Genomic DNA, 12422 nt, shown 5'->3' on the forward strand with positions numbered 1-12422 from the left:
AGCTAAGCCCTGTCTTAATGGATTCTTTCATTGATATCAGGCGTTGCTCGTAAGGCTAGACGTTACGCGACAGCCCTAGGCCAGATTTTTAGCGACAAAGTACGACATTTTGGGAATCATTCTCGTGCGTCACCAGCCAACTCTGTTGGCAGTACCGCAAGATGAACGACTGAAGCCAACTGCGTTATTTTTATTATATCGCGCATCATTGGCTTCGAATTGATATGCGCTCAATAAGGTGTGACCCTAAATATAATGGGATGAAGAATCAGTATAGCGCCGTATAGTAGCGCACTGACGATAATGATAGGCCAGCCAATTTCAACGATGTTCAAATGATTGCGGCCTGAGATGATCGCCGCAAAAGGTAAGTTTGATGTGATCTCTGCAAACTCGTTCCTTTTATCCCCTGCTTGTTTTTTACATTTTAGATCGGTCAGATAGGAGCTGACTGCCGCAAGAAGAAAAAAACCGCCGAAAAAGATCACCGACGATTTATCTCCGTTTGCGATGATATGCGATAGCGACCAGAGTACGATGCTCCATTGTACGGAATGGCGAGTAATACGCAGAATTCCGTTCACGTTGGGGCTCCTATCAATCGCCCCTCGCGTTTGGATCCCAGCGGGATGCTTCGCAGTCACGCCAGCAACCTGGAGTACGGCAGCGAAAGGCATGATGAATAGAGGGACGGTGTGTAGTGGCGGGCTTGGGAGCCATAGGAAATCGTCGTGGGAGTCTTTACGTAAGCCATGATCATACACGAGAGCGCGATGACTGAAATAACGGCATAGAGGATTAGGAAATGGGTCTCTCCCAAGCGACGCACGGTGGCAGACCGAATCGGGGCGCTTGAAAGGGCCAAGTGGCTGGTGACAAAAACAGCGGTGGACAGTCCAAGTAATGAGTACCCATGGCCCATTTGGGTGAAGAGATTAGTGATGTTGCTGAACGACGAGGACCGGGATTTCTGAGATACGTAAGACGCGTTCTGCCACACTGCCCAGTAGCAGGTGGGCAAGCCCGGTTCGGCCATGTGTGCCGATTACAATTAGATCGGCATCAAATGCCTTGGCAGCCCGTGTGATTTCGACGTAGGGGACACCTTCGGCTAACCCTGTCGTGATATTAACGCCTTCGGTGGCCGTCTGCTTGACAAATTCACTGAGTTGTTTTTCCAGGCGTTCCTCTAAGACGGTTTCAAGATCGGTCGGTGTTTCCATAACGCCGTCGGGCAACGTGGACGCGGGCAGCTGGTAGACGTGCATGGCGCGTACCTCCGCGTCGAGTCGTGCCGCAAGATCAACAGCGGTTTCAAAGGCGCGTTGCGAAGCTTTCGAAAAGTCCACTGGACTCAGGATGCGGCGATATTTGATCATGATGTTCTTCCCAAGGCCCCGCGTTTTTTGCACCCTATTGCGCGACTTTATTCATATGCTCGATTATTACTCCGCTCGACAGTACATGTGATTTTCATGTGGTTACGTGCTAGGGCAGGTGGGTTCGGTTTTAGGTGAAGCACTAGTGAAGGGTGCCTTATAAGGAGTCAAGCGGGGGGCCCGGCCTTCAGCAGAGGCATCAATTGGGTTATGTTATCGAGTGCGTCGTCTTGATGGGCAGAGGATCCATAAACGTAATCTCGCGATGTTTAGAAGCATCGGGAACAAGGTGCCCGTGTTGGCTTTGTGTGGGATGGGCCGCGGGGGCATTGCAACAAGGCTGCTACCGAGAGAAGCCTGTGCAATCGGGAAATTTACGATATCCCATTTATCGTCGGTGTACACTATTTAGGGATGAATCGGCTTCATTTAGAGTAAAGCGCGTTATGGCGAGGACACGGGTTAAAAAGGCAACGTCGCAGGCGGCCTGGGAAGCGGTGCAAAACAATGCACGGGCAGTGATTCTCGATGTGCGCACCACAATCGAATACCGGTATGTCGGTCACCCCATCGGGGCAGTTCATGTGCCATGGCAGGAGGCTCCAGGATGGCAAATCAACGGAACTTTTGTCACCGAAGTACGGAATGCTCTACGGGCGCGTAGTGGCGACGGCGAAGAGATCGAAACGATGCCGGTGTTTACTATCTGTCGAAGCGGTAAGCGCTCGCTCGCGGCTGGAGAGGAACTCGCGATGCACGGATTCAAGGAGGTATACAACATCGAGGAAGGGTTCGAGGGGGACTTAGACGAAGGCAAGCATCGAAGCAGCATCAACGGTTGGCGTTTCCGCGGTATGCCGTGGGAACAAACCTAACCGGACGCCTACGGCACGACTTAGGCTGGCCGCGCACAGGATGCGAAGACAGCGCTTGGAACAACATGTGCGGTCGATCCCGAGTAGACGCAAGCCGCCTGCAAGCTTAGCTTCGGATTGATGATTGGCCTCTTGCAACGGGTTAGTTGCGCATCGGTCGAGATCGAGGGTGAGGTGGTTGGTGTGATTGCAGCTGGCCTTGTCGTGTTTCTGGGGGTCGAAAAAGGGGACGGGGAAGCGCAAGCAAATCGCCTCCTCGAGCGTCTCTTGGGTTACCGTGTCTTTACTGATCACGAAGGCAAGATGAACCGCAGTTTGAAGGACATTGATGGCGGACTCCTCCTGATACCGCAATTCACGTTGCCGGCTGACACTAAGAAGGGAATGCGGCCGAGCTTCACGCCAGCAGCCGAGCCCACAGTTGGTAAGCACCTGTTTGACTACGTCGTTCGGCGCGCACACGCACAACACGCTAATGTGGCATACGGCCGCTTCGGCGCCCACATGCAAATCACCCTCACGAACGACGGGCCGGTGACATTTTGGCTTCACGCCCCGCCCACTGCATCTGAGTCAGCCGTACCAAAGTGATTCGGGGGGTTTTGAACGGAAGTGGTTATAGCCAATCTCTTGATGTTAGAAACGCGTCGTAGAGGTCCATCTCGGGTGTATTTGGCTCCGGCTTCCAGTTATAGCGCCACTTCACCACGGGTGGAAGCGACATGAGAATCGACTCAGTACGACCACCGGTCTGGAGCCCAAACAATGTGCCGCGATCATAGATCAAGTTGAATTCCACATAGCGTCCGCGTCGGTAGAGTTGAAAGTCACGTTCCCGTTCTCCGTATGGGGTATCCTTACGGCGTTCAACGATCGGCATGTATGCTGGCACAAAGTGGTCTCCGACGCTTCGGGCGAATGCAAAGCAGCGTTCGAAACCCCACGAGTTAAGGTCATCAAAGAAGAGTCCACCGATACCTCGCGGTTCACTGCGGTGGCGAATATAAAAGTAGTCATCACACCATTTTTTATATTTGGCATAGACATCCTCTCCGAAGCGTGCGCAGGCATTATGGGCGATTTTGTGCCAATGTCGCGCGTCTTTTTCGAAACCGTAATAAGGAGTGAGATCAAAGCCGCCGCCGAACCACCAATGTGGAACCGTGTCTGTTTTCTCTGCGATCAGGAAACGCACATTGGCATGCGAGGTTGGCACATAAGGATTTTTTGGATGGATAACTAATGACATACCCATTGCGTGGTAGCTATGGCCAATAAGATCGGGCCGCTCCGCCGTGGCCGATGGAGGAAGCGTTTTCCCCTGCACATGGGAAAAATTGACGCCGATCCGCTCGAACACCTCTCCATCTGCCAAGACACGGCTACGGCCACCGCCACCTGCTTCGCATTGCCACTGGTCTTCCATGAAGCGACTGCTATGCTCTATCTTTTTGATGGCGTGACAAATGCTCTCCTGCAGGTCGACGAGATATGAGTGTACGGCGTCGATGTCGATGGTATCCATTTCAACCTGCAACTAATAAACAACCGCACTTGGTTTTACCGGCCATGTGAACAGGGTATCCTATTTATGCGAATGTTTGCAGGATTGACAATATGAGTAACCGTAGCGCGCGCGTTAAGCGCGAAACGAAAGAAACCCAGATCGAGGTGACGGTTGGGATTGACGGTAAGGGGTCGTCAACCATCGACACAGGGATCCCTTTTCTCGATCACATGCTTGATCAGGTTGCCCGTCACGGCATGATGGATTTGACGGTTCATGCACAGGGTGACCTAAAAGTTGACGCCCACCACACTGTGGAGGACGTTGGGATCACTTTGGGGCAGGCGTTGCTCCAGGCCCTTGGTGGAAAAAAGGGAATCCGGCGCTACGGGCATGCCTATGTGCCGCTCGATGAGGCACTGTCACGCGTGGTTTTGGACTGTTCAGGCCGCCCCAGTATGGCTTATAACGTGACGTTTCCGCGGGCACGTATCGGTAACTTTGATGTTGATCTGCTACGCGAATTTTTTCAGGGGTTCGTAAACCACGCGCTGGTGACATTACACATTGACACGCTTCGGGGACGTAACGCCCATCATATCGCTGAGACCTTATTTAAGGCCTTTGGTCGTGCGCTGCGCATGGCGTTGGAAATCGATCCGCGTTCCGAAGGGGCCCTCCCGTCGACCAAAGGCAGTCTCTAGACGACTCATTTCGCTATCCATGAAGTCCGTTGCCGTTCTAGATTATGGCGGAAGCAACCTCCGATCGGTCGCCAAAGCCCTGGAAACCGTTGCTGGTGGCGCACATCAAGTCATTGTGAGCGATGCCGCGCAAGGGATCCTCGGTGCTGACCGGGTCGTGTTTCCGGGTCAGGGCGCCATTGGGGATTGCATGGATCGGCTAAGAGGGTTGCAGCTCGATGCGACGCTGCGCGAATGCGTCGCCAGCAAGCCGTTTCTCGGCATCTGCCTCGGCTTACAGACGCTCATGGAAGAGAGCGAGGAAGATGGAGGGACGCAAGGGCTCGGGATATTCCGCGGAACCGTCGTGCGTTTTCCCAATGACCTAACGGATCCCAGCACAAGGGGACGTCTCAAGATCCCACACATGGGCTGGAATCAGGTAAATCTACATAGCAATCATGCGCTTTTGCGGGGGATAGCATCTGGCACACGCTTCTATTTTGTGCACAGCTATTATGTTCAGCCAACGGCGGAGGTTATGGTAGCGAGTACCACTTATGGGGTCGACTTTGCATCCGCCGTGGCCAGAGACAATGTCTTCGCGGTGCAGTTTCACCCTGAGAAAAGTCAGAATGCGGGTCTTACGCTGCTTTCCAATTTTCTGAAGTGGAACCCATAAAGGATCAATAAAGTGGTCTTCAATTTGTTGTATCACGAGTAATAGCACGAAAGCCGATGTCTCGCCGGCAGAACATGCCTTCCCAAAAAATCGAATCGATTGTCTTATAGGCCCGCCGCTGTGCTGAGGTGATCGTCTCGTTCATTGCACATACGCATAGTACACGACCACCCGCGGTAACGACCTGACCGTCACTCATGGCTGTGCCGGCGTGGAAGATCTTGACGCCATCAGTGCAACCGTCATTTAATCCGTGGATTGAAATGCCTTTACGAATGCTCCCGGGATAGCCTTTCGACGCAAGTACCACACCAAGTGCGACACGTGGATCCCATTCGACACTTTGCTTTCCGAGTCGGTTATCAAGTGCGGCGTCACAGAGTTCCACGAGATCGGATTTCAGGCGCATCATAATCGGTTGTGCCTCCGGATCCCCAAAACGGCAGTTGAACTCGAGTACCTTGGGTGATCCGTCGGGCATGATCATCAACCCGGCATAGAGAAAACCGATATAGCGGCAGCCCTCCTGGGCCATGCCGCGAACCGTAGGGCGGATCACCTCGTGCATAATCCGCTCGTGCACTTCCGCCGTGATGATGGGTGCAGGCGAGTAGGCGCCCATACCGCCAGTATTCGGCCCTTGATCGCCGTCATCCCTGGGCTTGTGATCCTGGGAGCTGGCGAGCGGCAGAATCTGTTCGCCGTCGGTCATGACGATAAAACTTGCTTCCTCACCCTCGAGGAATTGTTCAATCACCACCCGGCGCCCAGCGTCGCCGTAGGCCTTGCCTGACAACATGTTAGTTGCTGCGTCGATGGCATCAGCTTCATCTTCGGCGATAATGACCCCTTTGCCAGCGGCGAGGCCGTCCGCTTTGATTACGATGGGGGCACCCTGTTGGCGGATGTAGTGAATGGCGTCGTTAACGTCGCTAAAAGTTTCCGCGGCGGCCGTTGGGATCCCATGCCGGGAGAGAAAGCCCTTGGCATAGGCTTTGGATCCTTCCAGCAAGGCGGCTGCCTTATGTGGACCAAAGCAGCTTAACCCCAGCGCTTCGAAGGCATCGACTATGCCAGCGACGAGGGGGGCTTCAGGGCCGACGATGGTGAAATCGATCGCGTGCCCGCTGGCAAAGCGTGCCAGAGCCTCAATGTCATCTGCCGCGATGGCGACATTTTCAACCTTGGATTCACGCTCGGTGCCGGCGTTGCCGGGCGCGACAAAAACCGTATCAACACGAGGGGACAAGGATGACTTCCACGCAAGGGCGTGCTCGCGTCCTCCACCGCCAACGATCAGCACCTTCACCTCTGCAAACGCCTTTCAATGCCGAAAATGGCGCATATCGGTAAATACCATGGCGACATTGTGCTCATCGGCTGCGTTAATGACATCCTCATCGTTTCGTGAGCCCCCAGGCTGGATAATCGCAGTGATGCCGAGTTTAGCTGCGGTCTCAATGCCGTCGCGAAATGGAAAGAAGGCATCTGAGGCCATGACCGAACCTTTGACGTTCAATCCCTCGTCTTCTGCCTTAATTGCCGCGATTCGGACACTATAGATCCTGCTCATTTGCCCGGCACCGATCCCGATGGTACGGGAATTCTTGGCGTAAACGATGGCATTGGACTTCACAAATTTGACCACCTGCCATGCGAAGTACAAATTTTCCTGTTCCTCGTTGGTCGGCGCCCGGTTGGTGACGGTCCTTAGGTCCTCCATGCGCACCAGCTCATCGTCCCGATCCTGGACGAGTAGCCCACCGTTAACGCGTTTGTAGTCCCAATGCTGCTGAGTCTGGGTGTCCCAAGCGCCAGTCACCAAGACACGAATGTTTGGCTTTTTAGAAAGTATCGGTCGCGCATCATCTGTAATCGACGGCGCAATGATGACCTCGACAAACTGGCGCTCGAGGATCGCGTGCGAAGTCTCTGCGTCCAGGGCCCGGTTAACAGCGATGATGCCGCCAAATGCCGATGTCGGATCAGTCGCATAGGCCCCTTCATAGGCTTCAAGCACGCTGTTACCGAGGGCCACACCGCAAGGATTCGCATGTTTGACAATGACGCACGCGGGGCGTTCTTGGAAGGATTTCACACACGCCAAGGCTGCATCAGAATCAGCAATGTTGTTATACGAGAGTGGCTTCCCTTGGATCAGTTCGGCACTCCCTAGGGTACCCGGGTCCGGGGCGAGTTCTCCGTAAAAAGCGGCCTTTTGATGGGGGTTTTCGCCGTAGCGTAGATCCAAGCGTTTATTGAATTGAGCCGTATAGGTCCGCGGAAAGTGGACATGGCGGCCGTTGTCACAAAGTCTCCCGAGGTAATTGGCAATAGCCGCGTCGTAGCGCGCCGTACGTTCAAATACCTTGGCTGAGAGGGAAAATCGCAGGGCGTCGCTAATCATACCATCGTTAGTTTCGAGTGCTTGCAGCACGCGAGGGTAGTCAGCGGGATCGGCAACGACGGTTACCCAAGCGTAATTCTTGGCAGCGGCGCGTAACATCGTCGGTCCACCAATATCAATGTTTTCGATGGCTGTGCTTAGGTTGCAGTTCTCTTCTGCAACGATGTTCTCAAACGGATAGAGGTTGACTACAAGTAGATCGATCGGCTCGATGCCATGCTCTTGCATGATGGCGTCGTCTACTCCGCGCCTCGCCAAGAGTCCGCCGTGTATTTTAGGGTGTAGGGTTTTGACGCGGCCGCCCATAACCTCGGGGAAGCCGGTGTAATCAGACACCTCAACGACCTTGATTCCATGCTCAGTGAGCAGCTTTGCTGTCCCACCGGTCGAGAGAATCGTGATCGCTGCCTGCGATAGGCCGCGGGCGAAGTCAACGATACCAGTCTTGTCCGAGACGCTGATGAGGGCGCGATTGATCTTTGGCATGTGCTCCGCTAAGCCCTGTGCACTGGATTTGGGGGTTCAATTCAGGCGCGGCTAACAAATCGAATGTGTCAGTCGCCGGAAAGAATCCGTCACCTGCCATTTTGAGCTTGGCATGGGACGGGATCAACTAGGATTTAATTAAGTCCGTATTTCGCGAGTTTCTTTCGGAGCGTGCCGCGATTGATACCTAGAAGCTCTGCCGCCTTTGTGATATTGCCATCGGTATGTTGGAGGACGACGCTGAGTAAGGGTTCCTCAACCTCTGAAATGACGAGCTGATACAGGTCGCAGGGAGTGTGGCCATCCAAATCGTTGAAGTATAGCTCCATGGCATTCTGCACACATATACGCAAGGGGTCCTTACGTCGTTCACGTTCGGGTAGCCTGGTCGTCCTTTCGTAGACCCGGCGCTTTTTGCGTGCGCTCTTTTTTCTCATGCTGCCATGCGCCCAGCGAACATCATGCCAACAAACTTCCAGACGATAGGCGATCGCTTACAAACCTCATCAGTTTGATCGACCACAAGACAGTTGGGATGAACCGCTCTATGGTGCTGCATGCCCAATAATAGAAAATCGGAGGAGACCGTCCTCGACACGGCCGCACTCTTAAGGAAGACCTGACGTAACTGTTGGTAAAGCTGGTCGATTATGGCCGCCATTGGCGCCAGCAGAAATTTGTTATAAAACAACCGGGCTCACTTCGCACCTTGCGACCGCAATGACTTTCTTACTTGGCGGTTAGGAGCGAGACTGCATAATAACTACAATTCGAATTGGATGAAAGACCGTTGGTGAAGGCAACCATAGATTCTGTGAACTAGATCACAGAATGGGAACGGTGGATGTCGAGCGGGTTTTGGTGGGTTATTAGAGAAACTTGAATTCGAAGCTGACTGCACCTTTTGTTGTACCGGTAACTTCCAGGACGATATGAACCGGCGTATCAGGTTCCATGCCAGCTGCTAGGTCAATACTCGTGTCCAGATATTCCTGAGGTTTAAATCTACCCATGGCGATCGTCCGGCCCGCGGTATCGAATAATGCAAGCTGCACGACAGGAAAGGGCTGGTTGTATTTCGCCTCGTTGACAAGGGTTGCGTTCACCAGCAATGTCTTTTCGTATTTTGGGTGAACTCGTACATCGCGGTTAAGAACCTTGATTGCTGATGGAGCGCGCTGAGTCCACAATTCACAACGGATCATGACGCAGGCCTCTTGTGCCCATGGGCGCAGCGTCGGGAAACGCTGCAGCAATGAATCGCGGTTGAACCAAGCGAATTGCCCTGCGAAAAGGATAGTAAGGAAAAGCGCCGCGAGCCCCCATGCCAACCGTGGCGCACCATTGTCTGCATGGGCGATATGACTGATTTCGGCGCGCAGGACGTAGGGGATCTCATCCTCACCCTCTTTTTCATTTTTGCGGGCTGCGCCTTCGGCGTTCGGGTGGTACGGCACAGTTGCCTTGACCCCTAGTGGCGAAACGGAGGGTGCCCCGGGGGCTGGCATGGGCTTGGCTTCACTGGGTTCTGGTCGGATTACTTCGGAATCGTCATCCCCGGCTTTGGGAGACGTGATTGTGGGATCATCGATGATCTGCTCGGACGGCTCGGTGACGGTGGAATCCTCGGCCTCATCCTGCAGGGACTCCAAGGCGTTGAACGGCTCGTAGCAGGAGCCGCAGCGAACCTGCCCGTGTGCTGCACGAAGTTGCGGGGCACCAACGCGGAACAATCTCATGCAATGCGGACACCGAGTATACATGGTTCAAAATTGTATGGGGCAGGAAGCACCGTACGCGTCGTGGGGTGGCCTCCTGATCACGCCTTCGTTGGGCCGTAAAGCATCGTGACGCCACCTATTACCGGGTTCGATCATGCTATACCACGACCGCTTAGTGGCCAACAGGGCATTTCCCCCTCGACGCGACGTAGCAGAATCCTCTTTATGCGTTATTCTGTGCCGAGCATTTTTTCCAAGTAATGAATGTCGACTCCACCGGCAAGGAACGTAGCATTGGAGAATATGCGCTGATGTAGTGGGATATTTGTGTCGATCCCATCGATAAGGATTTCAGTCAAGGCGGTCGTCATGCGTGCCAACGCGAGGGGGCGTGTTTCTGCATGGGCAATGAGTTTGCCGATCATGGAGTCGTAGTATGGTGGCACGGTGTAGCCTTGATAGACATGTGTATCTACTCGAATTCCAGGTCCACCCGGGAGATGAAAATGACTGATCGTCCCTGGTGACGGTATGAATGTGTCCGGGGTTTCAGCATTGATGCGGCATTCGATGGCATGTCCTCGGATCTCAATATCGGTTTGCCGATACGATAGCCGCTCCCCGCTCGCAATTCGCAGTTGCTCCTTTACGATATCGACACCCGTGACCATTTCTGTCACGGGATGTTCCACCTGTAAGCGGGTATTCATCTCTATGAAGTAAAAATCACCGTCCTGATACAGGAATTCGAAAGTTCCGGCGCTCCGGTAGCCAATAGCAAGACAAGCCTCAACACATCGTTTCCCAATCCGGCTCCGTAGTTTGCTGCTGATGCCGGGAGCAGGGGCTTCTTCAATAATTTTTTGATGGCGTCTCTGCATAGAGCAGTCACGTTCGCCTAAATGGATCACATGCCCGTCGTCGTCTGCCAGTACCTGCACTTCAATGTGTCGTGGTGCGTCGAGGAACTTTTCCATATACACCACATCGTTGCCAAAAGCTGCGGCTGCCTCGGCGCGGGTTACCGATATGGCATTACGGAGGGTAGCTTCACTGTGGACGACACGCATTCCCTTCCCACCACCACCACCTGTTGCCTTAATGATCACGGGGAAACCAATATTTCTTGCAACACGCGCGTTCTCTTCCATGTCGTCGCTTAATGGCTTGTCGGAACCCGGGACACAACGAATACCTGCTCGCTGCATCGTCGCGATGGCGGAGACCTTATCTCCAATGAGACGAATGGTCTCTGGACGCGGCCCGACGAAGATGAATCCACTTTGCTCTACGCGTTCTGCAAAGTCAGCGTTCTCAGCCAAAAATCCGTAGCCAGGATGAATCGCCACTGAGTCTGTTACTTCCGCGGCGCTGATAACTGCTGGGATGTTTAGATAGCTGTCGCTCGGCGTCGGGGGCCCGATACACACCGATTCATCTGCTAGACGAACATGTTTCTGGTCGCGGTCAGCGGATGAGTGGACTGCAACCGTCTTGATGTTGAGCTCACGGCAGGCGCGCAATATGCGCAGGGCGATCTCGCCACGGTTGGCTATTACAACTTTGTCGAGCATGACTACTCGGCAGAAATCGGCGCAGTGGGGTTGCGTGTGTTGGCCGGCGAGACAGGGGAGGGTTTAGAGGTAAGCAAAGGGCCCGCGAGCTGAAACATAGGCGTTCCAATCTGCCGATTAGGTGACGATAAATAGGGGCTGCTCAAATTCAACGGGCTGAGCATTCTCTACCAGAACTGCTGATATTGTGCCGCTTACGTCGGCTTCGATTTGGTTCATCATTTTCATGGCCTCGATGATGCAGAGCACGTCGCCTTCCGACACAGTTTGGCCTACCTCGACGAATGGCGGGTTTTCTGGGAAGGCTGCTCGAAAAAAGGTCCCGACCATCGGCGCGGTCACAACATGTCCCTCACGCGCGTGCGGTGCGGTCGTCGCCGACAGGCGTTCTTCGACACCTCCGGGAGCCGGTTCAGAGGGGCTCGGCGAGTGTGCCGCAGGACGAGCCGGCTCCTCAGGTACCTGTACGATGGTTTGTACGGGGGCATGCGTGCTGTGCCGGCTTATCCGCACCGACTCTTCGCCTTCGTGGATTTCGATCTCGGCGATCCCCGACTCTTCAAGTAACTCAATGAGCTTCTTAACTTTTCGGATGTCCATGCTGGGTTTTGAAGCAGCTAACTTTTGTTTTGTATCTGTTGCAGGGCTGCTTGGAACGCAAGCTCATAGCCCAAGGCGCCCAGGCCGCTAATGACGCCAACGGCGATGTCGGAAAGGTAAGAGTGACGTCGAAAGGGTTCTCGAGCGTACACGTTGGAAAGGTGAACCTCAATGAACGGGATCTTCACCGCAAGCAGGGCATCGCGCATGGCAATGCTGGTGTGGGTGAGGGCCCCTGGATTGATAATGATGAAGGCCGTGCTATCCCCTCTCGCGCCATGAATGCGCGCGATCAACTCGTGCTCTGCATCGCTCTGATAACAGGTGATCGTATGCCCAGCGGATTCAGCCAACGTAGCGAGGCGTTGGTTAATGGCTTCCAAGGTTACGGTGCCGTATACCTCCGGCTCCCGCTCGCCAAGCAGGTTGAGATTTGGACCGTTGAGTACCAATAGGCGTGCCATCAGACCTTCCCCCCGCCGCACATTTCTTGGAGATCAGCGCAGTT

15 protein-coding genes are annotated in these 12422 nt (G+C 54.1%); 4 read left to right on the top strand and 11 right to left on the bottom strand.

What is annotated here, in order from left to right; genetic code table 11:
* Window positions 1–230: 230 nt before the first annotated feature.
* Complete coding sequence (locus O6944_03455) at window positions 231–764, bottom strand: NnrU family protein (GenBank protein MCZ6718197.1); 534 nt, start codon at window positions 762–764, stop codon at window positions 231–233.
* Between the two features lie 171 nt (window positions 765–935).
* A complete protein-coding gene (locus O6944_03460; protein ID MCZ6718198.1) occupies window positions 936–1379 on the bottom strand; it encodes a universal stress protein in 444 nt (147 codons plus the stop codon).
* A 446-nt stretch (window positions 1380–1825) separates the two neighbouring features.
* Between O6944_03460 and O6944_03465 the strand changes: the two genes are divergently transcribed.
* Together O6944_03465 and dtd are read left to right on the top strand one after the other, a co-directional pair.
* Window positions 1826–2254, top strand: a complete 429-nt coding sequence (locus O6944_03465) for a rhodanese-like domain-containing protein (GenBank protein MCZ6718199.1) — start codon at window positions 1826–1828, stop codon at window positions 2252–2254.
* Window positions 2255–2374: 120 nt separating this feature from the next.
* Window positions 2375–2845, top strand: coding sequence for a D-aminoacyl-tRNA deacylase (gene dtd / locus O6944_03470; GenBank protein MCZ6718200.1), 471 nt, complete (start codon window positions 2375–2377; stop codon window positions 2843–2845).
* A gap of 25 nt (window positions 2846–2870) precedes the next feature.
* Here the strand turns inward: dtd and hemF are convergent, their stop codons facing one another.
* On the bottom strand, window positions 2871–3779 hold the full coding sequence (gene hemF / locus O6944_03475) for an oxygen-dependent coproporphyrinogen oxidase (GenBank protein MCZ6718201.1): 909 nt from the start codon (window positions 3777–3779) through the stop codon (window positions 2871–2873).
* Between the two features lie 92 nt (window positions 3780–3871).
* On the opposite strand from hemF, the gene hisB reads away from it, so the two are divergent.
* Both hisB and hisH read left to right on the top strand, forming a co-directional pair.
* Window positions 3872–4465 carry an imidazoleglycerol-phosphate dehydratase HisB gene (gene hisB, locus O6944_03480; protein MCZ6718202.1) on the top strand — a complete coding sequence of 198 codons (594 nt, stop codon included), beginning with the start codon at window positions 3872–3874 and terminating at the stop codon, window positions 4463–4465.
* Between the two features lie 19 nt (window positions 4466–4484).
* The gene (hisH, locus tag O6944_03485; protein ID MCZ6718203.1) at window positions 4485–5126 is read left to right on the top strand and encodes an imidazole glycerol phosphate synthase subunit HisH; all 642 of its coding nucleotides are present in this window, start codon (window positions 4485–4487) and stop codon (window positions 5124–5126) included.
* 19 nt (window positions 5127–5145) lie between these two features.
* Here hisH and purD read toward each other — a convergent pair whose 3' ends face one another.
* The 8 genes from purD to aroQ form a co-directional block, all read right to left on the bottom strand.
* On the bottom strand, window positions 5146–6435 hold the full coding sequence (gene purD / locus O6944_03490) for a phosphoribosylamine--glycine ligase (protein MCZ6718204.1): 1290 nt from the start codon (window positions 6433–6435) through the stop codon (window positions 5146–5148).
* A 15-nt stretch (window positions 6436–6450) separates the two neighbouring features.
* A complete protein-coding gene (gene purH / locus O6944_03495; protein MCZ6718205.1) occupies window positions 6451–8019 on the bottom strand; it encodes a bifunctional phosphoribosylaminoimidazolecarboxamide formyltransferase/IMP cyclohydrolase in 1569 nt (522 codons plus the stop codon).
* Between the two features lie 134 nt (window positions 8020–8153).
* Entirely contained in the window at window positions 8154–8456 is a 303-nt protein-coding gene (gene fis, locus O6944_03500) for a DNA-binding transcriptional regulator Fis (GenBank protein ID MCZ6718206.1), read from the bottom strand.
* Window positions 8453–8710, bottom strand: coding sequence for a hypothetical protein (locus tag O6944_03505; protein ID MCZ6718207.1), 258 nt, complete (start codon window positions 8708–8710; stop codon window positions 8453–8455). The genes fis and O6944_03505 overlap by 4 nt, the downstream gene beginning before the upstream one ends.
* Window positions 8711–8888: 178 nt before the next feature.
* The gene (locus tag O6944_03510) at window positions 8889–9782 is read right to left on the bottom strand and encodes a DUF3426 domain-containing protein (GenBank protein ID MCZ6718208.1); all 894 of its coding nucleotides are present in this window, start codon (window positions 9780–9782) and stop codon (window positions 8889–8891) included.
* Between the two features lie 188 nt (window positions 9783–9970).
* Window positions 9971–11314: an acetyl-CoA carboxylase biotin carboxylase subunit gene (gene accC / locus O6944_03515; protein ID MCZ6718209.1), complete on the bottom strand. Its 1344-nt coding sequence runs from the start codon at window positions 11312–11314 to the stop codon at window positions 9971–9973.
* A 117-nt stretch (window positions 11315–11431) separates the two neighbouring features.
* Window positions 11432–11914, bottom strand: coding sequence for an acetyl-CoA carboxylase biotin carboxyl carrier protein (gene accB, locus O6944_03520; protein ID MCZ6718210.1), 483 nt, complete (start codon window positions 11912–11914; stop codon window positions 11432–11434).
* A gap of 17 nt (window positions 11915–11931) precedes the next feature.
* Window positions 11932–12378, bottom strand: a complete 447-nt coding sequence (gene aroQ / locus O6944_03525; GenBank protein ID MCZ6718211.1) for a type II 3-dehydroquinate dehydratase — start codon at window positions 12376–12378, stop codon at window positions 11932–11934.
* Window positions 12379–12422: the final 44 nt, after the last annotated feature.

It is taken from the genome of Gammaproteobacteria bacterium, assembly GCA_027296625.1.
In the GTDB taxonomy this organism is placed as follows: domain Bacteria; phylum Pseudomonadota; class Gammaproteobacteria; order JAKEHO01; family JAKEHO01; genus JAKEHO01.